The sequence below is a fragment of the Myxococcus sp. AS-1-15 genome (assembly GCF_020037055.1).
GTDB classification, from domain to species: Bacteria; Myxococcota; Myxococcia; order Myxococcales; family Myxococcaceae; genus Myxococcus; species Myxococcus fulvus.
Genome location: NZ_JAIQDF010000002.1, coordinates 709123 through 734833 on the forward strand (window position 1 = coordinate 709123; position 25711 = coordinate 734833).

General features: G+C 71.0%; 21 protein-coding genes. 8 read left to right on the forward strand and 13 right to left on the reverse strand.

Annotation, left to right across the window (positions count from 1 at the left end; all coding sequences use genetic code 11):
- The first annotated feature begins 93 nt into the window (after window positions 1–93).
- A complete protein-coding gene (locus K8625_RS44145; RefSeq protein ID WP_267698214.1) occupies window positions 94–795 on the forward strand; it encodes a response regulator transcription factor in 702 nt (233 codons plus the stop codon).
- Between the two features lie 188 nt (window positions 796–983).
- On the opposite strand, the gene K8625_RS08655 is transcribed toward K8625_RS44145, so the two are convergent.
- The 7 genes from K8625_RS08655 to K8625_RS08685 form a co-directional block, all read right to left on the reverse strand.
- Complete coding sequence (locus K8625_RS08655) at window positions 984–2006, reverse strand: methyltransferase (protein ID WP_223782399.1); 1023 nt, start codon at window positions 2004–2006, stop codon at window positions 984–986.
- A 17-nt stretch (window positions 2007–2023) separates the two neighbouring features.
- A complete protein-coding gene (locus K8625_RS08660) occupies window positions 2024–2923 on the reverse strand; it encodes a tryptophan 2,3-dioxygenase family protein (protein WP_223749257.1) in 900 nt (299 codons plus the stop codon).
- Between the two features lie 158 nt (window positions 2924–3081).
- Complete coding sequence (locus K8625_RS08665) at window positions 3082–3474, reverse strand: response regulator (protein WP_046710855.1); 393 nt, start codon at window positions 3472–3474, stop codon at window positions 3082–3084.
- On the reverse strand, window positions 3467–6418 hold the full coding sequence (locus K8625_RS08670) for a response regulator (protein WP_223782400.1): 2952 nt from the start codon (window positions 6416–6418) through the stop codon (window positions 3467–3469). The genes K8625_RS08665 and K8625_RS08670 overlap by 8 nt, the downstream gene beginning before the upstream one ends.
- A 3-nt stretch (window positions 6419–6421) precedes the next feature.
- Window positions 6422–7585, reverse strand: coding sequence for an FIST signal transduction protein (locus K8625_RS08675; RefSeq protein ID WP_223749259.1), 1164 nt, complete (start codon window positions 7583–7585; stop codon window positions 6422–6424).
- Between the two features lie 28 nt (window positions 7586–7613).
- Window positions 7614–9467 (reverse strand): cytochrome C, encoded by a 1854-nt coding sequence (locus K8625_RS08680; RefSeq protein ID WP_223749260.1) that lies wholly within the window; start codon window positions 9465–9467, stop codon window positions 7614–7616.
- Between the two features lie 263 nt (window positions 9468–9730).
- Window positions 9731–11581: an ATP-binding protein gene (locus tag K8625_RS08685; protein WP_223782401.1), complete on the reverse strand. Its 1851-nt coding sequence runs from the start codon at window positions 11579–11581 to the stop codon at window positions 9731–9733.
- A gap of 240 nt (window positions 11582–11821) precedes the next feature.
- Here K8625_RS08685 and K8625_RS08690 point away from each other — a divergent pair, with 240 nt between their 5' ends.
- The 5 genes from K8625_RS08690 (at window position 11822) to K8625_RS08710 (ending at window position 19314) form a co-directional block, all read left to right on the forward strand.
- Window positions 11822–14878, forward strand: a complete 3057-nt coding sequence (locus K8625_RS08690; RefSeq protein WP_223782402.1) for a helicase-related protein — start codon at window positions 11822–11824, stop codon at window positions 14876–14878.
- Window positions 14879–15040: 162 nt separating this feature from the next.
- Entirely contained in the window at window positions 15041–15835 is a 795-nt protein-coding gene (locus K8625_RS08695; RefSeq protein ID WP_223749263.1) for a TadE family protein, read from the forward strand.
- Window positions 15814–17349, forward strand: a complete 1536-nt coding sequence (locus tag K8625_RS08700) for a pilus assembly protein (RefSeq protein WP_223749264.1) — start codon at window positions 15814–15816, stop codon at window positions 17347–17349. The genes K8625_RS08695 and K8625_RS08700 overlap by 22 nt, the downstream gene beginning before the upstream one ends.
- 1 nt (window position 17350) lies before the next feature.
- The gene (locus tag K8625_RS08705; protein ID WP_223749265.1) at window positions 17351–18307 is read left to right on the forward strand and encodes a hypothetical protein; all 957 of its coding nucleotides are present in this window, start codon (window positions 17351–17353) and stop codon (window positions 18305–18307) included.
- A gap of 422 nt (window positions 18308–18729) precedes the next feature.
- Window positions 18730–19314, forward strand: coding sequence for a hypothetical protein (locus K8625_RS08710; RefSeq protein WP_223782403.1), 585 nt, complete (start codon window positions 18730–18732; stop codon window positions 19312–19314).
- Window positions 19315–19360: 46 nt separating this feature from the next.
- On the opposite strand, the gene K8625_RS08715 is transcribed toward K8625_RS08710, so the two are convergent.
- From K8625_RS08715 to K8625_RS08725, 3 genes are read right to left on the reverse strand one after another with little or no spacing between them, the layout of a single operon-like run.
- Window positions 19361–19915, reverse strand: coding sequence for a hypothetical protein (locus K8625_RS08715; protein WP_223782404.1), 555 nt, complete (start codon window positions 19913–19915; stop codon window positions 19361–19363).
- Window positions 19916–19918: 3 nt separating this feature from the next.
- Window positions 19919–20680, reverse strand: a complete 762-nt coding sequence (locus K8625_RS08720) for a hypothetical protein (RefSeq protein ID WP_223749268.1) — start codon at window positions 20678–20680, stop codon at window positions 19919–19921.
- Window positions 20681–20725: 45 nt separating this feature from the next.
- Entirely contained in the window at window positions 20726–20950 is a 225-nt protein-coding gene (locus tag K8625_RS08725) for a hypothetical protein (protein ID WP_141326892.1), read from the reverse strand.
- Window positions 20951–21121: 171 nt separating this feature from the next.
- On the opposite strand from K8625_RS08725, the gene K8625_RS08730 reads away from it, so the two are divergent.
- The gene (locus tag K8625_RS08730) at window positions 21122–21781 is read left to right on the forward strand and encodes a hypothetical protein (protein WP_223782405.1); all 660 of its coding nucleotides are present in this window, start codon (window positions 21122–21124) and stop codon (window positions 21779–21781) included.
- On the opposite strand, the gene K8625_RS08735 is transcribed toward K8625_RS08730, so the two are convergent.
- From K8625_RS08735 to K8625_RS08745, 3 genes are all read right to left on the reverse strand, one after another.
- Entirely contained in the window at window positions 21673–22668 is a 996-nt protein-coding gene (locus K8625_RS08735; protein WP_223749269.1) for a hypothetical protein, read from the reverse strand. The genes K8625_RS08730 and K8625_RS08735 overlap by 109 nt on opposite strands.
- Before the next feature lie 92 nt (window positions 22669–22760).
- Window positions 22761–23138: a hypothetical protein gene (locus K8625_RS08740; RefSeq protein WP_141333117.1), complete on the reverse strand. Its 378-nt coding sequence runs from the start codon at window positions 23136–23138 to the stop codon at window positions 22761–22763.
- Window positions 23139–23211: 73 nt separating this feature from the next.
- A complete protein-coding gene (locus K8625_RS08745) occupies window positions 23212–24975 on the reverse strand; it encodes an ABC transporter ATP-binding protein (RefSeq protein WP_223782406.1) in 1764 nt (587 codons plus the stop codon).
- 158 nt (window positions 24976–25133) lie between these two features.
- Here K8625_RS08745 and K8625_RS08750 point away from each other — a divergent pair, with 158 nt between their 5' ends.
- Window positions 25134–25574, forward strand: coding sequence for a hypothetical protein (locus K8625_RS08750; protein WP_046710872.1), 441 nt, complete (start codon window positions 25134–25136; stop codon window positions 25572–25574).
- Window positions 25575–25711: the final 137 nt, after the last annotated feature.

Here is a 25711-nt window from a genome sequence, read left to right on the forward strand (position 1 = left end):
GAACAACTTTTGAACATCGCCTGATGAACAAGGTCGCGGAAGGGCTCTCGTCGGAAGTGAATCCCGAGGGCTCTCATCGCATCTGGAGTGATGATGACGACAGACATTTCCAATGAGAGAATCCGGGTGGCGCTCCTGGAGGACCAGCAGGTCTTCAGGGAGAGTCTGGTATTGGTCCTCGAGAGTGCGGGCATGGACGTGGTGGCGCGCTGCTCCCAGACGCCGCCCTTCCTGGCGCGGGTGCGTGAGCAGATGCCGCACGTGGCGGTGTTGGACCTGAAGCTGGAGCCGCCGGACCAGGATGGGACGGCGACGGGGATGACGGCGCTGCAGTGCCTGCATGACTTCTATCCGTCGGTGAGGTCGCTGGTGTTGTCGAGCCACCACGAGCCGGAGGTGGTGGAGCAGTGCCTGCAGGCGGGCGCCGCGGGCTACCTGTGGAAGCACAACGTGGGCTGCGCGGAGGTGGTGGAGGCGGTGACGCGCGTGGCGCGCGGGGAGCGGCTGATGCCGCCCGGGCTGTCGTGGGTGCCGTCGCTGCCGGGCTTCATGCTGCAGCACGAGGTGCCGACGGGCGGCGCGGAGCTGGGGCTGCTCACGCCGCGCGAGCGCGAGGTGCTGGGGTATGTGGCCGCGGGCGCGGACAACCTCAAGATTGCCGCGTGCCTGAGCATCACCGAGCGCACGGTGAAGGCGCACATCACCAGCATCTACAAGAAGATTGGCTCGGAGAACCGCACGCAGCTGGCGGTGCTCGCGCTGCAGCTGGGCGTTCAGCGCCCGGCAGGCATCTGAGACCGCGGTGCGCCAGCACTTGCAGGCAATGGGCGCGGGCGCGGGCGCATGAGAGGGTGGGTGGACCCGTGGCGCTCCACTCCCGAAAACCCCCGCGCGCGGGTCTTCGCGTCACCGTCCCCGGCGGGCCAGGGCAGCTCCGAACGCAGCGGCTGCCCTGGCCCGTTCACTGTCGACGCCGCACGGCGTCAGGGCTTCTGGGCCGTCACCAGCTCGAAGGGGCCGCCGGGCAGCACGCGCACGTGGTGGAAGCCCGCCTGCGCGAGCATCCGCTCGTAGAGCTCCACCTCGCGCAGCCGGCTGACGCACGAGTCCACGCCGATGAGGAAGTAGGTCCAGAAGAACTGCGCGGCCAGGCGCTCCGGGGTGCGGAACTCCTCGCAGATGATGACGCGCCCGCCCGGGGGCAGCGCCGCCCACGCCGCCTGCAAGAGCGCCTGCGCCGTCTGCGGCGCCCAGTCGTGCAGCACGCGCACGAAGCTCATCACGTCGTAGCCCTCGGGCAGCGGCTCCTTCAGGAAGTCCCCGGCCACGAAGCCCAGGCGCGAGGCGGACAGGCCGAAGCGCTCGCGCGTGCGCTCCACCAGCGCGAGCGTCGCCGGCAGGTTGAAGACATCCACCTTCAAGCCCGGGTGCTCTTGCGACAGGTGCGCCGCGAGGCTGCCGTCGCCGCCGCCCACGTCGAGCACGCGCTGGCCGTCCCTCCACAGCGCGGGCGCGTGCAGGCGCAGCGCCTCGAGGATGGGCGGCAGCCCCGCCGCCATGCTCGTCTCGAAGCCCTCCAGCTGTTCGGGGGTGCGCAGGGGCCAGTCGAAGTCCGCGGGGGCGATGGAGTGGTGCCCGCGCAGCACCTCCGGCAGCCGGCCGTGCAGGGTGCGCCAGGCGAACTTCTCGCGGTCCGTCTCCCGGCCGTCGGGCCCCAGCACCGCGAGGGCCGCGTCGCGCAGGCCCTCCACCGCGTGGTAGCGCGCGGACGCGAGCGCGTCCGTGTCCTGCTCGCGCGTCACCAGGCCCAGGCTCTCCAGACAGTCGAGCAGCTTGTAGAGCCGGCCCGGCACCAGGCCATGCCTCGCGGCCAGCTGGGCCAGGGTGATGGGCTCGGGGCCCTCCAGCGACTCGAGCAGCCCCAGCTCCAGCGACGCCGTCAGCACGTCCACCGCCTTGGCGCCGTTGTAGAGCAGGTGCAGCAGCGCGCGAGGCGAGCGCTCCACTCCGCCCGCCCTCGACGTCACGACTCGCCCCGGGTGGGCGTGAAGCCCGCGTGCGCCACCGGGCACCCGCCGCCCGTCCTGGCGGGCGCCGCGTAGGCCGCCGCGCTCATCGCGCCCTCCATGCAGCCGTCACGGCGCGCGCCCGGGGAATGGCCCCCCTCCCGGCGCCAGCCGGCCGTCAGCTCCACGCGCACGTCCCAGAGCTGACGGAACAGCGGCAGCGTCATCCGCCCCGCGAGCACCTGCGTGGGCAGCCCGTCCAGCGCCTTCACCGAGCGGTCCACGCCGATGGTGCGCCGCACCAGCTGGAAGTGTCGGTACAGCCAGCCCTGGAAGGCCTCGTCCACGTCCACGAACTGCTCGCACAGCCGCTTCAAGTCGTCCGGCCCGCCGCCCGAGTACACCTCCAGGAGCGTGCGCGAGCGCCGCGCGAGCAGCCGCTCCAGCGCGGCCTCCAGTCCCTCCGACGCCTTGCGCAGCATGTTGTAGCCCGGGGACTCCTGGCCGCTGCCGTTGCCCAGGCTGCGGCGGATGACCTGATAGGTGTCCGGCGTCATCGTCTCCATCACCCCCAGCTCCGCCTCCAGGCTCCGGAGGATTCGCACCAGCCGCTCCAGCCTGGCGGACGCGGCCCACAGGGCGTCCCGGTCCAGCTCCGCCACCACCTCCACCGCCTCGCGCGAGCCCAGCTTCAGCCACAGCTCCTGCGCCTGGTGCACCACCTGGAACATCAGCTCGTCGTGCGAGACGCGCTCCTCCTCCGACGCCTGCAGCGACAACAGCTGCTGCGTCTTCAGATAGACCTCGTAGTCCAGCTCCCCCTTCCCCACCCACTTCTTCAACAGGGGGTTGAACAGCGGTGCATCCAGTTCTTGCCGTAACTTTTCCGCAGGACTGTAATCATTGAACGTGTGCATGGACCCCTCCGGAGGGGAGAAATGGGCATTCAGGGGCGGAGAGCGAAGCAGACGTGCCCGACGGTGACGGCCAGAGGCTCGCGACGACGACGGTGCTGCTGCTGCAGGTGGAAGCCGCGCCAAGGCCCTTTCGGGCACGAGGCGCGGCGGTGAGGGCTTCAGGGTGAAGGCGGGCGCGGCTTGAGGCGGAAGGTGCGCAGCCGGTTCGCCAGCTCCTCCCCCTGGACGCTCTTGGAGATGTAGCCGTCCGCGCCGGACGCCAGCGCGAGCGAGCGCAGCTTCGACTCGTCGGAGGCCGAGTAGAGGATGAACTTCGTCTTGGCGGACGCGTACTGGCGCGCCAGGTTGACGACCTTGTCGCCCTTGAGGGCGGGGAAGTTCACGTCGATGAGCACGAAGTCCGGCTCCGACTGGCTCACCAGGTTGGACACACCCAACGCCGAGGTGTGTGTGAGCACCTCGAAGCCATACGCGCTCAGCGAGCGCTGCACGAGGTCGAGCAGGTCCGGGTCATCGTCCACCACCAGGACGCGTGCTTTTTCTTCAGCCATGGCTTCTCCCTAGATGCTTGCGGATCATCTCGAGCAACTGGTCACGATCAAGGGGCTTGGTGAGGTACGCGGTGCAACCGGCCGCGTGCGCCTTGTCCTGATATTCACGCCCCGCGTGAGCCGTCACCGCGATGACGGGCACGTTGGCCACGGAGGGTACCGCACGCAAGCGACGTGTTGCCTCCCAACCATCCAACCGCGGTAGGGACAGGTCCATCAGGATGAGGTCCGGGTTGTCGCGCGTGGCGCGCTCCAGGCCGTGCTCTCCGTCCTCCGCTTCGATGACTTCGAACAGTCCGCCCAGGTAGCGCCGGACGATGTCCCGATTCTGGGCACTGTCCTCCACGTACAGGATGCGCGGCAGCCGCCCCGCGGACGCGGCGCGCTGGGAGAGCAGCAGGCCCTTGGCCTGGGCGATGACGTCCTCGAGCGCGTGGCCGCCCTTCTTCACGAAGCCGGCGAAGCCGTCGCGCAGCAGCGCCTCCTCCTCGTGGGTGAGCGACTTGCCGGTGAGCACCACCACGGGCACCTGGAGCTTCTCGGCGCGCAGGCGCCGCAGCACCTCGAAGCCGTCCAGGTTGGGCATCATCAAATCCAACACGACGAGCGACGGCGGGGACACGCGCGCCTTGAGCAGCGCGTCCTCGCCGCTCCGGGCCTCGGCGGTGCTGAAGCCCGCGCGGCGCAGGTTGCGGCTGACCAGCTCGCGCGTGGCGGAGTCGTCGTCCACCACCAGCACTTCGCCCACCCCGGCGGACGAGCCCAGCGACTGGGCCAGGCTGCGCTGCACCACCTCCACCAGCCGCTCGGGCTCCACGGGCTTGACGAGGTACTCGCACGCGCCCAGCGAGAAGCCGCGCGAGCGCTGCTCCTCCACGGAGATGAGGATGACGGGGATGCCCGCGAGCGCCGGCTCGCTCTTGAGCTGGCTGAGCACGCTCCACCCGTCCAGCTTGGGCAGGTGGATGTCCAGCAGGATGGCCTGGGGCTTGAGCTCCCGCGCCCGCTTGAGCGCGATGATGCCGTCCTCGGCCACCACCACCTTGAAGCCCACGGGCTCCAGCTGGCCCGTCACCAGCTGCTGGATGAGCGGATCATCATCCACCACCAGCACGGTGCTGCCCGGCTGCGCGAGCGCGCCCACGTGGCTGGCCACCTCCGCCACGGGCACGCCGCGCTCGGCGTGCTGTGAGGCCTGCGCGCTCGTCGGCGCCGCGTCCGGGGTGTTGGGCAGGCGCACCGTGAAGGTGGTGCCGCGGCCCAGCGTGGACGTCACGGAGACGGTGCCGCCCAGCACGCGCGACAGCTCGCGCACGATGGCGAGCCCCAGGCCCGTGCCGCCCACCTTGCGCGTGGTGGAGCCGTCCACCTGGCGGAACTTCTCGAAGATGAAGGGGAGCTGGTCGGCGGGGATGCCCACGCCGGTGTCCTCGACAATCATCACCACCTCGTCCCCGTTGGGGACCAGGCTCAGCGCCACCTCGCCCGTCTCGGTGAACTTGGCGGCGTTGCTCAGCAGGTTGAGCATGATCTGCCGCAGCTTCAGCGCGTCGGTGCGCAGGGTCTCGACCGCCGCGTCCACGTGCACCGTGAGCGCCACGTCCTTGCCCTTGAGGTACTCCTTCACGGTGGCCATGCACTCCTCGGCCAGCTCGCGCACGTCCACGGGCTCGGTGACGACGTCCACCTTGCCCGACTCGATCTTGGACAGGTCCAGGATGTCGTTGATGAGCGCCAGCAGCGTCTTGGCGTTCGTCTTGACGACGTTGAGGTCGCGCCGGCCGTGGGCCGTCAGCCGCGAGCCCTCCTCGCGCATCAGCAGGTCGCAGTAGCCGATGATGCCGTTGAGCGGCGTGCGGATCTCATGGCTGAAGTTGGCCAGGAACTCGCTCTTGAGGCGGGCGGCGGCCTCGGCCTCGCGGGCGCGCTCCTCCTCGTTGCGCTTGGCCACCGCCAGCTCCTGGGCCAGCCGGTCCAGGTCCTCGTTCTGCTGGCGGATGATCTCCATCTGCAGCGCGCGCTGCTGATAGGACGCCAGCGAGCGGGCGGACACCGCGCGCGTGCGCTTGATCTCCTCCAGGCTCGCGGCCAGCTGCTTGTTGGCCGCCTCCAGCTCCGCCTTGGAGGCGCGCAGCATCTCCTCGTTCTGCTTGCGCTCGGTGATGTCCTCGGTGACGCCCAGCACGTAGCGGGCCTCGCCGGAGGCGTCGAGCAGCGGCAGCTTGCGCGTGGCGAAGATGCGGTCCACGCCGCCGGCGCGCGCCACCTCCTCGAACGAGCGCATCTTCTTGGACGCGAGGATGTCCGAGTCGATGGCGATGAACGAGTCGGCCTGCTCCTTCGGGAAGTAGTCGTGGTCCAGCTTGCCGAGCAGCCACTCCTTGGTGACGCCGAACGCGTCCGCGAACGTCTTGTTCGCCACCACCAGCCGCCGCGTCGCCGCGTCCTTCACGAAGAGGACGAAGGGCAGGGCGTCGATGATGTTGCCCAATATCCAGTTGGCGTGATGCAGCTGCTCCTGGGTGGCGTCATGGCGCAGCCGGTCCCCGGCCAGGGGCAGCTCGCGCCGCAGCACGTGCCCCAGCCGGTTGAAGCGGTCCTCGCTGACGTAGTCGCGAGCGCCCGCGCGGGTGCTCGCCTCCAACAGCTCGTCGCTCCACTCGCGCGACAGGACGACGAACGGCAGCTCACGCGAATGCTTGCGCCACAGGGCTTGCGCCTCGGCGAAGCCCAGGCCGGGCAGCTCCGAGCCGCACACGACGAGCGACCAGGGGCGGGCGAGCGCGGCCTCCAGGGCGGGGGCGCTGGTGGCGCGCTCGACGTGGGCGATGACACCCGCGTGCCCGAGCGCCTCTTCCACGCGCTGACACTCGCGCTCACTGGCGACGAGCAGCAGGGACGTGGCGTCCGCCACGGGGACGGAAGGGGGGAGGGAGGTGGCCATGACTCAGTTCGCCCCGAACACCAGCGCGGTCAACGTGGTGTTGATGTGGAACCCTGAATAGATTTCGAAGTGCACGTTCATCCCAGCGGCGGTGGGTGCGGCCTTCAGGGTCTCCGCGAGCTGGGCCACGCTGTTGGTCGCATGCGCGTACCACATGCGCCCGCCGCAGTGGAACAGGAGAGCGGCCTGGGGGTTCTGCACCCGGCGGGGCATCTCGTCGGTGAAGAAGCCGCGCGTCATGCCCGCCATGTCCCCCAGCTTCATCAGCTCCAGCTCCGTGCCCTCCTCCAGCAGGTTGGCGAAGAGGATGGAGCCGTCCTCCTGGGGCCGCCACGCGGCGCGGATGAAGTACTCGCGGCCCACGCGCAGCGCGGTGGGGCGCACCGCGAAGCCCTCGGGCGTGCCGAACTCCAAATCCTTCACGTCCTTGACGCCCAGGATTTCAGCGTAGCGCCTGGCGGCCGGGTGCCCGTCGATTTCCAGCGCGCGGGTGTGGCTCTCGTCCACCTTGGTGATGGTGAGCTTCTCCCCGGTGGGCACGTACCAGTGCGAGCGCAGGGCCGCCCAGGGCGCGCTGGTGCGGAACAGCGCCACCAGCACCGCGTCGGTGGCCACCTCGCCGTCCACGTGCACCAGCGCGGACTGCTTGGCCGGGTCGCGGTTGTCGTCGCTGGCCCCGCCGCCCACCAGCACCAGCGTCTGGCTGCGCTCCAGGATGCCCAGCAGCAGCTCTTCTTTCTTGTAACGAAAGCCGTCGTCGATGACGAGGCCCACGTACCGCCTGGGGTCCAGGTCCTGCTGGCGCACGCCCAAATCCTCGCACGCGCGCTTGATGGCGTTCTGCCCGGCGGTGATGGCGTCCACCGACAGCTGCGTGCCCAGCCCCAGGCCCACCTCCACGTCGCCGGAGAGCGCGGACAGCACCACGCTGCCCTCGTGGATGCCGGTGTTGTCCAGCTCGCCCGCCGTCGTCGCGCCGATGAGGCGCGTGCCCGGGGGGAGCCGCTCGCGCACCGCGCGGTTCAACGCATGCTGGTCCCGGTTGCGCGAGGCGAACATCGTCACCAGCACGGGCTTGACGTTGCCCAGCTGGCTCAAGAGGTCCTCCGCGGCCGCGGCCGGCTCCGTCAGCGTGGTTCGAGCCGTCTGCATCTTCACTTGGGCCATGGAGGACCTCCGAGGTGTCTGGCGGCGGCTACAGGCCGCTGCGCGGGTGCTGGGTATGACAGGCGCCGGTGCACTGCTGGAAGGACTCGGGTCCTCCGCCGACGTACATGCTTTCAATCTTCCCGAACTGGGCCTCGTGGCTCTTCGGGTAGCTCTTGTGGCACGACAGGCACGCGGCCTTGCTCGTGCGCTGGATGCTCTCCTTCGTCAGGTGGCAGGAGGAGCACTGCTCCAGCGGCTTGTCGAAGCGGTTGGAGCGCGAGTGGATGAAGTGCGTGCGCACGAAGATGGGCCCCTCCAGCTCGAAGCCCAGGGGCGCGTGGCAGCCCGAGCACGCGGCGCGGTTGTCGTTGCCGTGGAGCACCTGGGACAGCTCTCCGCCCTCGCTGTGGCAGCTGTTGCACGGGCCCGTGGTGAGCCTCGCCTCGGTGCGGCGCGGGGTGCCCACCTGGATTTCAATCGTCCGCGAGCCGGGCAGGTCCTCGCCCAGGTACACGCGGCGACCCTTCACCGTCACCAGGTAGGTGCCGGGCGTGGCGTCGGCGGGAATCTTGTACTGCCACTTGTCCGTGTTGGGCCGGTCCCACAGGCCCTCCTCCGGGAAGAAGGCGCCGCGGAAGACGATGTTGGCGAACGGGAGGATGGCGAACTGCGAGTACACGCCGTCGCGCGCCTCGGTGGCGACCACCTGCTCGTCCACCTCCGGGTCCAGGAAGGCCTCCAGCGCGATGACGCTGCGGATGGGCTGGATGTTCTGCGCGGGCCCGATGATTTGGGACATCAACATCCGCTCCCGGTGCTTGCGCCGGTAGTACGTCGTCGTCGCATCGAAGAAGGCCCGATAGTACTGGATGCCCGCCGCGTTTCCGTCCGGCGCGACCTCATTGTAGGACGGCAGACTGCCTTCGGGGTGCAGTCTGTTGCCCGCCCCGTCCTTCAGGGCGACCTGGAAGGTGATTTCGGACCCTGGGGCATACGTGCCATCGCGGCGCGGCGGGGTGAGCGCCTTCACGTCGATGCCGAAGCCATAGGCGTAGTCGGCGTCGCGCACCTGCTCCACGGGGATGATGTAGGGCGTGAAGGGGCGCAGGCTCCAGCGCAGCCGCAGCGCGGTGGTGGTGGTGGTGAGCGTGAAGGCCTTCGCCTTGGCGTGCTCGTACGCGTTGCGCACCTCCACCAGCGCCTCCTCCTCGAACTTCCGGGCGCCCGTGCAGTTGGTGGGGGACTGGCAGTCGGTGATGGACTGGATGGCGCGCAGCCGGCGGATGAAGAAGTCGTCGGTGCGCTCGCGTCGCGAGTCCTCCGAGCCGATGTTGAGCACCACGGGCAGGCCCGTGAGCCGGCCGCGCGAGTCCACGGGCTCCACCGTGAAGATGCTGGGCACGTCCATCCACGCCGCGCCCCGGTAGAAGCGCCGGCGGGTGAAGGCACCCGGGCTGCCCAGCAGCACCGGCTCCTCGTCCACGGCCTTGAGGCCCGACCAGCCCAGCCCCGCGAAGTCGCTCTGCGTCTTCAGCGCGGCGAGCCCCGTGTCGCGGTTGGACAGCACCGAGGCGCGCAGGTCGATCTGGTTGATGTAGAAGCTCGAGCCCGCGCGCACGCGCAAGAGCTGCCCCTTGCCGTTGTCCACCTCGAGCGCCAGCCCCACCGGCTTGGGCGCAGGCGGCCACGGCCAGCCGAACAGCTCCTGGGACTCCGACGCGGTCTCTCCGGCCTCCGGCGCCAGCGCCGCCTCGTCCAGTGACGCGTCTTCTGGTCCGCCGCAGGCCACCAGCAACCCCGTCACCAGGGCCCACGCCAACGTCTGGCGGGCCGTGGGGTAACCGAGCGAGCGGTGCGTACACGCTTCGCGCTGGGACCAGGGTGCTCCAAGTCCACCCATGGGTGACTCTCCTCGTACATGTGGTTGAGGGCACCACCATTGGCACCCCGGCCAGCGGACCCTGTAGCCCTTCGCCCGCAGGGGGCGAGGGGGGCCGGATCTCTCCCGTTTCCGGGTTTCCCCGGTTCGAGCCTTTTTAGCCGTACGAAGAATATCTGGACTGAACAGACGCCTTCAACTTCTGGGAAAATAATCCGCCCTCTTTAAATCCCGGAAGCCTCCAACTGTTCGGATTTCCTCAATACGCTGCGGGCTGAACCGACTCAAGCGGTCGCTTGCAGGGGGATGTGAGCCCTGCCCTGCAGGGCACGGGGAAGTTCAACAGTGAATTCCGCGCCTTCCCCGATTCGGCTCCGGACGTGGATGGAGCCGCCGTGGGCCTGGACCAGCTGTTGGACGATGTAGAGGCCCAGGCCGGTGCCGGGGTGGCGGCGGCCGTCGCCGTGGACGCGCTCGAAGCGGTGGAACAGGCGCTGCTGGTCGCCGGGGGCGATGCCCAGGCCCGCGTCCTTCACGGTGACGCGCGCGTGGGAGGCGTCGGCGTGGACACTGATTTCCACGGGGTGGCCGTGGCCGAACTTGAGGGCGTTGTTGATCAGGTTGGTGAGGACGCGGTCCAGGCGCAGCCGGTCCCACGAGCCGGTGGTGTCCTGCTCCTGGACGCGCACGGTGAGCGCGCAGCCGGCGGCGGCGGCCTGCTCCGCGTGGCGCTCGGCCACCTCCCTGGTCAGCGCGGCCAGGTCCATCTGCTCGCGGTCCAGCGTCATGGGGCCCGCGGACAGGCTCGACAGGTCCAGCAGGTTGTGGAGCAGCCGGCCCATGCGCCGGGCCTCGCCCTCCACGCCCACCAGGCCCTCGCGCAGCCGGGGCTCGTGCGCGTTCACCTCCAGCAGGCGAAGGCGCCTGAGGCGCAGCTGGAGCGAGGACAGCGGGTTGCCCAGGTCATGCGCGGCCACGCCGATGAGTTCGAGCGCGCCCTGCGCCTCGGTGAGCAGGCGCGCGTTGTCCAGCGCGAGCGCGGCCCGGGCGGCCAGCTCCTCCATGAAGGCGCGGTCCACCTCGCCGTAGCGCCGCGCGCCGGTGGACAGCAGGCACAGCGCGCCCAGCACGCGCGAGCCCACCGCCAGCGGCACGGTGAGCGAGGAGGTGACGCCCAGCACGCGCAAGAGCTCGCCGTGGGCGCTGCCCTCGAGCGCCACGGGCAGGTGCTCCGCTTCCACCTCCGAGAGGAGTTCCGCGCGGCCGGTGCACACCACGTGGCGGGGGCCCACCTCGTCCGCGTCGGGGCAGCGCAGGAGCGGCTCCCACAGGCGGCTGGCGGCCTGGTCGTCCGCGCACGCCACGGCCTGGGGCCGCACGCGGCCGTCGGCGGAGGGGAGGAAGAGGATGCACGCGTCGGCGACCTCGGGCACGCACAGGCGCGTGAGGGCCTCGCCCACCTCGCGCGCGCCGGACAAGGGCTGCAGCACGCGGCCCGCCTCGGCGAAGAGCGCCTGGGCCCGCTCCATGCGGCGCCGCTCGGTGATGTCGCGCGTCACCTCCGCGAAGCCGCACAGCCGCCCGCGCGAGTCCGACAGCGCGGTGAGCAGCGTCTCCGCCCAGAAGCGCGTGCCGTCGCGCCGCACGCGCCAGCCCTCGGACAACAGGCGCCCCTCGCGTCGGGCGCGCTCCAGCTGGGCGCGAGGCAGGCCCGCGGCCACGGCGTCCTCGGGGTGCAGCCGCTCCAAGGCACAGCCCGCCACGTCCTCGGCGGCCCAGCCCGTCAGCCGCTGCGCGCCGGCGTTCCAGGCCGTCACCCGGCCGCGCGAATCCAGGAAGCACAAGGCGTAGTCCGTCACCGCCTCCATGAGCAGGCCCAGGCGCTGCTCGCTGTGCTCGTGGCGCGCGTGCAGCGGCGCCAGCAGGTGGCTCAGCACCAGCCCCAGCGCGCCCACGCCGGCCAGCCCCACGAAGCCCGCGAGCAGCGCCTGTCGCAAGGCCAGGCGCGAGACCTCCTCATGGGTGAACAGTCCGTGCACGACGGACAGGAGCGTCGCGAACAACAACAGGCCGGCGAGCATGCAGGCGGACACCCCCGCACCCACCCGCTGGGCGAACGTCCAACGTCGCATCATGTGAGGCTCCCCCCGCTCCTGGCGAAAGCCCGCAACCGGCCCGCATCAGGAAGGTGATGGACAGCATCCCCGATGCGAGGACAGCGGAAAATTGCCCGGTTGGACAAAGTCTGAGTCACCCCAGGGAGGTTGCTGACACTCCCTGGGTGGAAGGACTCCCCATCTGGAATGGCCATCGCCAGGGCGCGGGGTTATGAGGCGTGCCCCCCCTCATTCGTCTCGCGTCTGTCCACACCGCCTATGTCTCTCGTCGAAGGTCTGAAGGTCCGCTATCTCCCCCAGCCCGAATGGGGTGTGGGTCACCTGCTGTCCCTCCAGGAGGACGGAGCCAAGGCGCTCGTCGTCTTCCCCGCACGGGAGGACGCCCCGGTGCTGGTGTCCACCAAGGGCGGCGCCCTGGTGTCCTACCCGCTGCCTCCGGGAGAGCCGGTGGTGACGTACAAGGGGCGGCTGGCCCTGGTGGTGGCCGAGGAGCCGGGAGCGCGGGGCCTGCGGCGCTACGTGCTGAGGTACGCGGACACGGGCGAGGAGGACGAGCTGCCGGAGTCGGAGGTGCGCGCGCTGCCGCCGCGCTCGGACCTGTTGTCGACACTTCGCGAGGGTCGGGTGGGGGACGCGCGCGCCTTCACGCTGCGCAAGCAGGCGCTGGTGCTGGACGACGAGCGGCGGTGTGACGCGCTGGGCGCGCTGCTCGCCAGCCGCGTCATGGTGAAACCCCACCAGGTGGGCGTGGTGCAGCGGGTGTTGTCCGCCCGGCGTCCGCGCTTCGTGCTCGCCGACGAGGTGGGCCTGGGCAAGACGATTGAAGCGGGCATGGTGTTCAGCGCGCTGCGGCTGTCGGGCCTGGTGCGGCGCTGTCTGGTGGTGGCCCCCAGCCACCTCACCGTGCAGTGGCTGGTGGAGCTGTTCCACAAGTTCAACCAGCTCTTCACGCTGATGGACTCGGACCGCTACGCGCAGTCCCTCAAGGAGGCCCCGGGCGTGTCGCCCTGGGCGCGCTTCCCGCTGGTGGTGACCAGCCTGGAGCTGCTGTCGCGCAGCGAGGAGCACCGCCAGGAGCTCGCGGGCGAGGACGCGTTCTGGGACCTGGTCATCATCGACGAGGCGCACCACCTGAAGGGCGAGCGCGCCTTCGAGGCCGCCTCCGTGCTGGCGAAGAACTCCTGGGGCCTCTTGCTGCTCACCGCGACGCCCATGCAGCTGGACCCGGCCGAGTACCACGGGCTGCTCACCCTCATCGACGCGGCCACGGCCCCGTCCGTGAAGGGCTTCGAGGAGCGGCTCGCGCGCCAGGAGGAGCTGTCCACCGCGGTGCGCGCGCTGCGCGAGGGCGGCAAGGCCCAGGCCACGGCGGCGGTGAAGGCCCTGGCCCAGCGCTTCCCCGAGGACGCGCGGCTCAAGACGCTGAAGGAACCGGAGGCGCTCCTGCAGCACCTGGCGGAGACGTACAGTCTCAGCGACACGCTGGTGCGTAACCGCCGTGCGGTGGTGGGTGGTTTCTCCACGCGCAGGCTGCACCGGCACCCGGTGGCGCTGCCCGCCGAGGAGCTGAAGGTCCGCGACGCGGCCTTGGAGGTGCTGGCGCAGGGCACGCTGAGGGGCGCGCCCCTGGGCAACGTGCTGCGCCGGCTGGAGTCCAGCTCCGCGGCGTTCTCCGGCGCGGTGAAGTCCAACCCGGTGCTCAAGGCGAAGGCGGACGTGCTGAAGCTGCCGTCGCGCGACGCGAAGTTCAGCGCCTTCGTGGGCGTGCTGCGCGGCGTGTGGAAGGCGGAGCCCTCCGCGAAGGTGCTTGTCTTCACCGAGAGCCGCGACACGCTGGAGATGCTCCAGTCGGAGCTGTCGCGCGAGAACGTGGAGGCCTTGGGCTACCACGGAGATTTGCCGCTGGTGGAGCGGGACAGGCAGGTGGCGCGCTTCCGGGACCCGGAGGGCCCCAAGGTGCTGCTCTGCACGGAGGTGGGCGGCGAGGGCCGCAACTTCCAGTTTGCCCACCACCTGGTGCACTACGATTTGCCCTGGAGCCCGGCGACGGTGGAGCAGCGCATCGGCCGGCTGGACCGCATCGGCCAGACGCACCCGGTGGAGATCCACGTCTTCGACGTGGCGGGCACGCTGGCGTCGGACGTGCTGACGCTGCTGGCGGACGCGGTGGGCGTGTTCGGCGAGACGGTGGGCGGCCTGGACGCGGTGCTGGAGGAGGTGGAGGACCGGCTGGCGGAGCTGGCGCTGCTGCCGCGCGAGGCGCGCGTGGCCTATGCGGGCGAGCTCAAGGCCAAGGTGGAGTCGGCGCGCGAGCAGGTGAAGCGCGCGTATGATCCGCTCCTGGACGTGCGCAGCTTCGACCGCCCCGCGGTGGAGCGCCTGGTGAAGAAGGCCCAGGAGCGCATGGGCATCGAGTCCGACGAGGACGGCGACGACGGCGAGGCGCTCGGGCTGGAGGACGGCCTGTGGGGCGTCGCGCGGGACCTGGACGAGCGGCTGGAGGAGACCGTCACGGAGTTGGCGCGCCGGGTGGGCATCGGCGTGGACACGGACGAGCAGGTGGAGGCCTTCCAGGTGGCGTTCCAGTTCGGCCACGCGCTGAAGGTGGACGGCCTGCCGGGGCTGGACGTGCTGGAGGACCGCACGCAGCTGGGCACCTTCTGGCGCGACACCGCGGTGGAGGCCGAGGAGCTGGAGTACTTCGCCACCGGCCACCCGCTGGTGGAGGCGCTGTTCGGCTTCCTGCGCGACGGTCCCTATGGTCGCAGCGCGTTCCGCTTCATCGAGAAGCGCGGGCCCCAGAAGGCGCGCGGCGTGGAGCTGCTCTACCACCTGCAGCTGCCGGAGCCGGAGGACACCTCGCCCGGCGCGCGCGTGCCCAGCCGTCAGCTGGCGCGCTTCCTGGAGCGCACCCTGGTCCACGTGGCCGTGGTGGATGGCGGCGCGTCCGGCCCCAGGGCCGACGACGCGGTGCTCCCCGCGCTGGAGGCCGAGGGCAAGACGCTCAAGGGCGACGAGGTGTCGCGCGCCTTCCCGGGCTTCGACGCCTTCCTCGACGCCGCGGTGCCCGTGGGCCAGAAGGCCGCCGAGGCCGCGCTGAAGAAGCTCACCACCGCCGCCCGCGAGGCCATCGAGGCCGAGCGCGACGCCGGCCTGGAGCGCCTGCGCCTGTCCCTGGACCACCAGGGCCTGTCGGATGACGCCCTCGCCACCCAGCTGGGCGCCGAGCATGCGCACTACGAGCGTCTGCTCCACGCACTGCGTGACGCGAAGGTGACACTCGACTCGGCTTGCGGTTTCATTCTCAACCGCTGAGACGTGCGGGGCAGGGCGGGGTGTTGCGCCCGTGACGCGAGGTGTCGGAGGCTCGCGCGGACAGTCCCACTGTGTCGTGGACAGTGGGGCTGGGTACCGAATTTGGCTACGGTCCAGTTGACCGATTCCTCAATCAACAAGATTCAGGGAATTGGAAGGTGTATGCTTCCCCGCGCCATTTCACCCACATCCAGGCAGTCCGGACAGGCAGCGGTGGAAGCGGCGCTGACGCTCCCGCTGGTGGTGTTCCTGGTGTTGGGGACGCTGCAGCTGTTCATGATGCTGCAGGCGCGAATCCTGGCGCAGGTGGCGGTGTACCGGGCGGTGCGGGCTGGCAGCCTCAACCACGCGGACTGCCTGCCGATGATGCACGCGGCGATGGTGACGATGCTGCCGTCGGTGGTGCGCACGGACAGCCCGCGCGCGCTGGCGGACGCGTTCCGGGTGCGGCGGGACAACGAGTACCGGGTGACCAGCTCCTACGGGAACCTGTTCCGGGGCCCCATGGTGGAGATCGTCCGCGACTCGCCGGACGTCGCGTGGGTGCAGTCGCTCGCCTTCAACGAGGACCTGCTGTTCGACCAGTCCACGGACAGCGACGCGGCGCTCGACAACCGCACGTTGGAGATCCGCATGGTGGCCTGGTACTACATGCGCATCCCCTTCGCGAACTGGGTGATGAGCCGGATGTTCCTGGCCCACTTCGGTCTGCGTCGCTACACCGCCACCAACCCGCTGATGCCGGCGCAGAAGCAGTCGGACTGGTGGAACGACGAGGCGCCGCCCCTGGGGCCGGATGACTGGCCCGGTGGCGCGCTCGACGAGCGCATGGTGGCGTGGAGCCGGCAGGGCCACTTCGTGTTCCCCATCCAGGTCCACGCGGCGATGCGGATGATGACGCCGGTGATGGCCCAGAACTTCCCGCGAGGCGCCGAATGTCCCGTCACCGGCTTCTGAGTGCTCCGCGCGGTCAGGCGCTCGTCCTCTTCGCGCTGACGCTGCTGCTCCTCGCGTTGATGGTGCTGATGACGCTGGGCTTCGGCATGCGCGCCAAGGAGCGCGTCGAAATCCAGATGGCGGCGGACGCGGCGGCCTACAGCCAGGCGGTGGCCGCGGCGCGCACGTTCAACGCCATCTCCGTGATGAACCGCGCGCAGGTGGCGCACATGGTGGCCATGGCCGGCACCCAGGCGCTCATCAGCCGCAGCAGCCAGGTGTACGCGGCCCACATGGTCTGCGCGCCCAAGTACACCGTGACGGAGTGGGAGGCGCGGGACAAGGACGCCGCCACGCAGACGAAGCTGGCCCAGGGCAAGGCGGGCAACCTGTACCGCGCGGGGCTGGAAATCTACGCGCACCTGCTCACCGAGCACATCGCCGGACAGAAGCTCGCGGTGCGCATCGCCCGGGGCGCCAACCCGGAGCTGGAGGCGACGGCGGACGGCGCGGCCAAGAGCTTCCTGGAGCTCAACGGCTCCGAGGACGTGCCTCGCCACGGACCGCTGATGGACGCCGTGCGGCGAGGCGGCGGCGCCTGTGGCGGCGGCGCGGTGTGCCCGGTGGGCGGCGCCTCGCGCGCGCACCTGAACGCCACCATGGGCAGCCTGGGCTGGACGTGGGTGCACAACCGGCCCACCGGCAGCGCGGGGTTCGGCACGGGCGGCGCGGCGCGCTCCACGGCCTTCCGTCGCTACGGCTCCGCCGCGGAGATGGACCCTTCGACCTACAACACGGTGTCGGGGCGCAACGCCACGGGCCATGACCACGGGACGGCCATCGTCCCCACGCAGTGCGCGAGCAACGCGCCGCCCGCGCCGGTGCCGGTGACGGACGCGTGGGTGATGTCCGACGAGCAGCAGACGCCGCAGGACCAGCACGTCTACGGCCTGCGCCTGCCGCCGGGGCAGGCGCCCGAGGCGGGGGAGCCCCTCTACGAGCGGCACACGCTGGGCGCGTGCGTGACGTGCCCGGGCATCTGGCCGTTCGCCATGAGCTACAACGTGGACGAGATGTGGCGCGGGCCGAGCAACCACTACGCGCAGCCGAAGCTGTACTCGGTGCTGCATCGCGATTACGGCAGTGACGCGCGCCGCAGGAACCCGGACCCGTGGAACCTGTTCTTCCGCTTCAAGTTCTCGGAGGAGAACACGACGGAGTTCGACCTCTCGATTCCGCTGGGGCGCTCGCGTCCGACGGGGCGTGAGAGCGTGCAGCGCAACCAGGTCGCGCTGTCGGCGGGCATCGTCTACTACCACCGGCCGCGCGCGGCGGCGCAGGGGGGAGGCTGGCGCGAGCCGCCCAACTTCCTCAACCCCTTCTGGCGCGCCACGCTGGTGAGCGCCGAGGGCGCGGTGGACGACAGGCCGGCGCAGAGCCTGGAGACGGCGGGGTTCGCGGAGCACGGCCGGACGCTGCGGGAGCTGGAAGAGGCGGGTTACCGCGGCGGCAGCCGGCGGGGAGCGGGGTACTGACATGCGCTCGCGACGCGCGGCACGACGAGGTCAGTCGCTCATCGAGACGGCGCTGGGGTTGATGGTGTTCGTCACCATCCTCCTGTTCGGCATCTACTTCGCGGAGGTGGGCGCGCTGACGCTGAAGGTGCAGGAGGCCGCCAACTTCGCGCTCTGGAACGCCACGGGGCGCGTGATGCACGACCCGGCGGCGGGGGAGTGGCAGCGGCCCTCCGCGGTGACGGGCGCGCTGGCGGAGGCGAACGGGCGCTACGTGGATTACGACGGGCGCAGCCGCATGGACGGAGCGGGTGGGGTGCCGGTGCAGCTCGCCGTCGCTCGCGCGCAGCCCATCCAGGTGGACTGCGAGCCGGAGCTCCCGGCGGGAGTCCCCACGCTGGAGCCGCAGCATGCGGGAGGGCCGCTGGCGACGATGCGGGTGGCGTCGCCGGGCATGCGCTGCACGGCGTCCACGCGGCTTCGCGCCGAGCGCATCGGCCGCTTCATGGAGCCGAGCTTCTTCCAGACCTCGCAGCGCGCGGCGGCGGCGACGTTCCGCGTGTGCGCGGCGGGGCGCGCGACGGCGGGCGAGTGCCGGGGGCGGTTCGGGGTGTTCCTGGACGACTGGGGTCTGTCGACGGTGGCGGAGGGACGGGCCTGCGCGCTGAGCATCAACAGCGGCAGGGTGTGTGGCAACCCGGACTACTACCTCTGGGCGGAGCGGGTGTACCGGCGCAACGGTGGTGGCGGGAACGCGGGCTCGGCGCTGGCGGGCCTGGTGGGCGCGGAGTCGGTCAACGAGGACCAGTTCTTCATGAGCTTCCGGGGGGAGGAGGACCGCTACGAGGAGAACATCGGCGCCACGCACGCGGGCGGCCAGTCCGTCTGGGAGACGACGCCGTTCCGGGCCTCGAACCTGGCGCGCCGGTACGACGTTCCCCGGGAGAACCGGTGGCTGGGTGGAGTGCGGGTGCGGTGAGGTCCGTGCTCGCCGTCCTGTGCCTGCTGGGCACGGCGCCTGTCCCGTCGAGCACGCCAGGGGGCGAGCAGGAGCCCGTGAAGCGAGGCTCGCCGAGCACGGGCATCTCGGAGCCGAAGTCTCGGCGCGCGGCCCGGGCGAGCGACCTGGCGCGGCCTGATTCAAACCCGCCGCGCCCTGGTGCGAGTTCGAACACCGCGCCATCGGGCACTCCGAGCGTCGTGGGCGCGAGCACTGCCACCGCGAAATCGAGCACTGCGCCATCGAGCGCATCACGCGCAGGTCGCGCGGGCACGCCCGCAGCGAAGTCGGGCCCCACGTCATCGAACGCGTCTCGTGCCACAAGCGCGGGCGACGCCGCGAAGTCCGGCGCAAGCCCCTCCGCGGACACCGGCCCGCGCTTCGCGTGGCCGTCGCTGCGCGTGCTCGAACAGGTGGATGCCAGCGAGGTGCTCGACGCCAACGGCGTACCCGTGGTGCTCCGCGCCGTGGTGGTGAAGGACTCCGCGCAGGACCTGGTGCAGCGCTTCGCGGATGCCTTCCGCGCGGGCGGCCTCCACGTCCCTCCAGGCTCCGAGCAGCCCCAGCTCGCCAGCGGCGCGGCCATGCTCACCGGCGTCGACATGTACCGGGGGCTCACCTACACCGTCATCCTCCAGCCTCAGGAGGGCGGCGTCACGCTCGTGTACCTGGGCGAGGCCAACCACGCCCTGGCCCGCGAGCCGAGCATCGCCGGTGACGTCGCCACGCTCCCTCCCGGCGCGCACGGCGTGATGCGCGTGAGCGACGAGAGCTCCAGGACGCTGTCCTTCCAGGTCCCCATGTCCGAGGCCGAGGTGCGCACCTTCTACGCCCAGGCGCTGGGGCGCGACGGCTGGCGGCTCGCCGACGGGGAGACGTCCGTCTACACCCGTCCCGGTGAGGAGCTGCGCATCATCCAGGCGCCCGCCGAGAAGGGGCTGCGCTCCGTGGTGCTCGTGCACCGGGGTCGACTTCGCGGGCCTTGAGGCGCGTGTCGTCGCGCCACGTCCCGTCGGACACCACCCTTGCGACTCAGGTGCGCAGCTTCTCGCGCAGCGCCTTGGCGCGGCCCTGCATGTCCGGGTCCATGCTGGTCAGCTCCACCGACTTCAGCCGCTGGTCCAGGCTCTGCGGCTTCTTCTGCAGCTTGCCTTCCTCCACCAGCACCTCCAGCCGGGCCAGCGCCTTGTCGACGATGCGCTCGCGCGGGTGGTCCAGCAGGCTGTCGAGGAAGTACGCGTCCTCGGGCAGCTCCGGGTACTTCTCCAGGTAGTCCACCACGGCCTTCACCCAGTCGGCGCGCGTCTCGGACTCCGTCACCTTCTGCATGGCCTGCTTCTGGGCCTTGCGCTTGCCCTCCGGGTCGAACGTCTTCGCCAGGCCCTCGGGCAGCTCGCCGCCCGTGAAGAGCGCGTCCGCGGCGGCCTTGTACTTCTGGTAGCTCGCGCTGCGTTCAATCTTCTGCTGCGCGGGGTCATCCTGGCGCGAGTGGTACTTGCTGCCCTTGGCGCGGCCCGCGTCGATTTCGCGCCACGTCTTGTTGCGCTTCCCGGAGAAGCCGCCGCCGTCGTCGTTGTCCTTGGCCATCCTTCATCTCCCCTTGCGTGCGCCCCAGAGCGCCGCGAGTCCGCGTTGGACGAGGGTGCGCACCACCTCCAGCTCCTGTGCGGTCAGGGGCTGCTCCTCGTCCTGCTCCGCCTCGAAGAGCGCCTCGGCCGCGTACGTCCGCAGCGACTCGGGCACCGGTGGAGCCGTCGTGTCCGCCACCAGCGCCGCCGGGCGCACCGAAGCGACTCCCGGCGACCAACCCAGCTCCAGCATGGCGTACAGCTCGAAGAGCAGGTGGCGGGCGACCCCGTATCCTTCGTCCGTGAGCCCCGCGGCGTCAAGCGCGCCCAGCAGGGCATCCTGTCGGTTCTCGAAGGCGTGCATCAGCCGCGTGCGCGCCTTCTCGTCATCCTCCAGATAACGCCAGGCCGTCTCGATGAATTCGCTCGAGGGCTCGCCCGGGTGGAAGTCCGCAGGCGCGACGGGCCGGCTCTTCTTCGGCCGGGGCGGCCGCTCCCCGTCCTCCAGGCGCACCCCGCGCCCCTCCACCACCAGGTCCCAGAGCCCCAAGAGGTTCTGGTAGAGCTTGCGCGCGATGTCCGGCGACGGGAAGCGCGGCTCGCCCTCGAAGAGCCCCGGGATGACGTCGCCCTGGGGGCGGCCCCTGGCGTGCGCCGCCTGCATGCGGGCGAACACCTCCGCGGTGTCGTACGGGCTGCCGGACAGCTCCAGCAATCCATCCAGCATCGACGCGCCCTCGAACTGGCGCTGGAAGTCACTGCCTCGGTCCTTGGAGCGGCTCATGGCGGCGGGACGCTTACCCCGGCGGGCTGCCGAGCGCACGCGGCATCAGGAGTCCTGGGGCCACTCGCCCATCAGGTCGTCCTGGCGCTCCTTCGGGTTGGACGTCCACTCGAAGTCCTCCGGGACGTGGCCGCCGCCGTGCTGGCGCGTGCCGTCCCAGCTCACCTGTCCGGTGAGGAAGTGCTCGTCGGGCTCCCCCGTGATGGGCGCGCGCTCGTCGGGCAGCGTGAAGGGCGTCTCCAGGGGTTCTTTGGGGATGAGGATGGGCATGGCGGACCTCGCTGCGCAGGCGTCGGGCGCGCCAGGTGTTGGCTGGCGCACGCGCCCGTCACCCCTTCAACGTGGGCAGGCGGCCGCGGCCGCGGGAGCCTTTGGGGGCGGGCGGGCGGGGGCATGGCCGCCTTCCGTTTCGGAGCCGGCGCACCTAGTCTCCCATCCCGAATGGCCGAGTCCTCGCCGGAGACGTTGAAGACCGCGGTGCTGGCCCTCTCCCGCGTCCACGCGGTGGAGGGTCCGCCGGGAGAGAACGGGCTGCGCACCGTCTGGCACATGGGGACCGACGGCGCGGAGCTGATGTCCCAGGTGGACTCCGACGGGCGCGTGCGCAGGCAGGAGCTGACGCTGCTGGAGGACCACTACATGTGGGCCAGCGGCGAGGGCGTGCGCACCGGCCGCGTGGAGGCCCACGGCGGCCCCACGGTGCCCGTGGTGAAGGCGGACCCTCAGCTGGTCCCCCACCGGCTCGTGCGCGCCGCCCAGGCGATGGGCACGTACACCGGCCAGGACCGCTACATCCTCCACATGCAGCGCGTGCTGGCGCTCGCCCGCGAGGGCCTGGAGATGGCCGGCGCGGGCGTCATCGTCCGCGAGTCCCAGCGCCCGTCCGAGCCCACGTTGCCCTCACTGGAGTCCGCGCCCGTGTCCCCGCCCGTCACGCCCGAGCCGTCGTCGCAGGAGGATCAGGTCCAGTACGTGTTCGGCGCGCCGCATCCTCACGAGGTGGCGCCGCCGGTGTCGCGCGGCTCCGAGGGCATGGTGATGCTCGCCGTGTTCGGCGTGGGGGTGGTGGTGGGCCTCCTGTTGCTCATCTGGCTGCTCTGAGCGGGGGCGATTTCCAGGCCGAGCAGTCGCAGCATGTCCAGCGTGGTGGGCACCGTGTCTCGGGGCAGGGTGACGTGGGTGGTGCGCGCCACCGAGCGCACCGGGTGTAGGTCCATCACCAGCAGCGCCGTCACGGCGGCCGCGGGCACCAGCCTGGGGACCCAGCGCGGCCTGCGGTGGGAGGGGTCCTGGCGGCTGAGGCCGCGCGCCAGCAGCATGATGCCCAGCACCACCAGCACCGACGTGCACATCCACCGCAGCTCGCGCAGCCGCACGGCGGACTCCATGCCGAAGGACACCCACTCCTCGCGCCCGGCATGGGGCACCTCTCCCAAACCGGTGAGCATCTCCAGGAAGTGACGCGCCTCCAGCGCGCCCACCGCCGCCACGGACGCCAGCGCCGCCGTCACCCCGCTGGCCAGCAGCAGCCCCCGGGCACGCCGCGCGCCCCCGGCCTCGTCCGCGCACGCAGGACCGAAGCGCGCCAGCGCCAGCCCCAGTGAGAGCCCGAGCAACAGCGCGGTGCTCGTCCACGCGCCCAACAGTCGGGGCGCCATGGCCTGGCCGGTGCTCAGGGCGACATCCAGCGCGGTGTCCTGTGTGGACAGCCGAGTCAGGCTGGACATCGCGCGGCCCACCAGCACCTCGGTGCCGAGCAGCCCCACCATCCACGGCAGCGTGGCCATGCCCAGCATCACCGCCAGCGGTACGCGACGACCCAGCCCGGTGCTCGCCAGGGCCAGCGACAACAGCGGCAGCTCCACCAGCAACGACAGGGCCACCATCGCGGCGAAAGGACCCGCTGCGTCCACCACCTCCGCCAACGCCTCCGGGCCGTTCATCAGCGGTGCGAGCGTGAAGCACCACACGACGACAGTGACCGGCACGGCCGAGGCGACGCAGAGTGCAGGGGCGAGACGGGGCCGCAGAGTAACAAGCATTCCCGGATAGACTAGTCTCTCCAGGTAATTCTTGGAATTCAGACTGGGGGACGACCGATGAGCCAGTACACGACGGTGGAGAGCGCGCCGGCGATGGGGGAGGCGAGCACACCCAGCAGGTAGAGCTGCGGGCACCCGCCCTCGGCGCAGCCGATGCGGCCGTAGGCGAGGGCGCCGGCGAGCAGGAGCGGCACGTGCATGCCGATGAAGAAGATGCCCAGGCCCCGCACGACGAGCCCGCGGTACCAGGTGCGGGTCCACAATCGGAAGACGACGGGGACCAGGACGAGGGTGCTGGTGGTGGCGGCGGCGAGCACCCCCTGGCGCGCGGACACCGCCACGCACGCGAGGGCGGCGAGTGCCAGGGAGGGCACCAGGAGCAACGCGTTGAGGGACAGGGGCTCCCGGTGACGCATGACGCGCTCGGGACGCTGGCAGAGCAGGTGCCCGGAGGCAAGCACCGCGCGCGCGGGTGTCCGGCAGGAGGCCTTACGCTGCGACCGCGCCCTCACCCAGCAGTCGCGTGTACCGGCCGCGCAGCGCGAGCAGCTCCGCGTGGGTGCCCGCCTCGACGATGCGGCCTTCTTCCACCACGGCGATGACGTCCGCGTCGCGCACGGTGGACAACCGGTGCGCAATCACCAGCACCGTGCGCCCGCGCATCAGCGTCTCCAGCCCCGCGCCCACCGCGGCCTCGCTCGCCGCGTCCAGCGCGCTCGTCGGCTCGTCCAGCAGCAACACCGACGGCTTGCACAGGAACGCGCGGGCCAGCGCCAGCCGCTGCCGCTGTCCACCCGAAAGCCTCGCGCCGCGCTCGCCCACGGACTCGTCCAGTCCCCCCGGCAGCGCGCGCACGAAGTCCTCCGCGTGCGCCAGCTTCAGCGCCTCCCACAGCTCCGCGTCCGTCGCCTCCGGCCGTCCCAGCCGCAGGTTGTGTCGCACCGTCCCCGAGAACAGCACCGGCTCCTGCGGCACCCACGCGAGCTGTCCGCGCACGCTCGACGGCTTGAGCGACGACAGCGGCGTGTCATCCCACAACACCTGTCCGCCCGACGTCGGCAGGAAGCCCAGCAGCACGGAGAACAGCGTCGTCTTCCCCGCGCCCGATGGCCCCACCAGCGCCACGCGCTTGCCCGCGGGCACCACCAGGTCCACGCCGCGCAGCGCCTCGCGCCCGTCCTGGTACGTGGCCCTCACGTCCTTGAGCACCAGCGCCCTCGACAGCGGCCGCGCGTCGTCCCCCGTGTCTGGAGGCGAGGGCTCGTCCGCGATGGCGAACAGCCGCTCCGCCGCGGCCAGGCCCGTGAGCACCTGCGACAGCGTGCCGCTCAGCGACTTCACCGGCTGGTACAACAGCAGCGCCGCGGCCAGGAACGACAGCAGCCGCCCGGCCAGCTCCGGATCCGCCGACACCGCGCGCGCGCCCCACGCCACCGCCATGGCCACGCCCGCGATGCCCAGCAGCTCCACCGTGGGGCTCACCGCGCCGCGCAGGAACAGCGAGCGGCGCATCTCGCCCAGGTACTTGTCCGCCTCCACGTCGAAGGCCTCGAGCGCGCGCGCCTGCCCGCCGTAGGCCTGCACGACCGGCAGGTTCTGGAGCTGCTCGGCCATCAGCGACGTCTGCACGCCCAGGCTCTGCAGCGAGCGGGCGGCGACCTTCTTCAGCGAGCGGGCGAAGCGATTGATGGGCAGCACGGTCACCGGCACCACGATGAACGTGAAGAGGAAAAGCTTCGCGTCGATGAGGAAGCACGTCGTCAACAGGGCCAACGCCTGCAGCCCGTCCTTCACGTACGATGACAGCGCCTGCGTGATGGAGAACTCCACCAACGGCACGTCCGACGTGAAGCGCGCGAGCAGCTCTCCCGAGTGACGCCGCTCGAAGAACGCGGGCGGCTGTCCGAGCAGGCGCCCGTAGAGGAAGCCTCTCAAATCCGCCATCACCCGCTGGCCCAGCCGCTGCATCAGCCCGCCCTGGAGGAACTGGGCCGCGGCCTTCACCAGCGCGAGCGCGATGACCACCAGCGGCAGTCGTCGCAACAACGCATCACCCGGCAGCGACACGCCCGCCACCGTGACGGGCTGACTCGTCAGCACCGCGCGCAACAGGGGGCCGACGACCCACGCGTACGCGGACGTGGCCATCGCGGCCACCAGGGACGCGCCCACGCCCGCCGCGAGCAACGGGCGGTAGGGACGCAGATAGCCGAGGAGTCGGCGGTAGACGTGTGCGGAAGGACGAGGAGCCACTGTTCGGCGGCGGACTCTGTCACTGAGTCGTCAGCAGGTCCACGTCCAGGGGCGACCGGAGCGTCGTGCCCCGTCGCCTGCCCTGCCACCAACCGTCACTGGCAGGCAGGCCCATTCCATTGCCCCCCTCCATCCCTGCGGACAGCTTCAGGGGAGCCATGGACACCAATAACGAAAAAGAGGTCCTTTTCAATCCGGGCTGCGAGCCGGTGGTTGAAGACGAGGAGCGCCGCCGGCTCCTGTGGCTCATGGCCGAGTACTTCCGCACCATCGGATACACGGACATCAAGGCCCGTCTCCCCGGCTTCATGCCGCCTCCCATCCTGTCGGGCACCATCGAGGATGCGCGTCCCGACTTCACCTGCCGCCAGTCCGACTCGGCGCGCACACCCATCATCCTGGAGATCGTCACCCCGAGCATGGTCGAGGAGCCGACCGCGGAGAACCGCTGGAGCCTGCTCGCCAGCGCCGCCAAGCTCTACAACGCGGAGCTGCACTTCGTGGTGCCCAAGTGGGCCTCCACCGGCGCCGTGGACCCGACGCTCAAGCGTCGCCTCGCCCGCATGGAGCTGACCGCCAACCGCGTGTGGACCGTCTAGGCCCACCCGCCCCAACCGAGGCTCGACGCCCTCTTCGACCGCCCGGCGGGCCCCACGGCCCCCGGGCGGCCCTCGTTTCCGCCCCCTGGATTGCTGGCGCGTTCGGCTGCGTTATAGTGACTCAGAGTTTTTCGCTG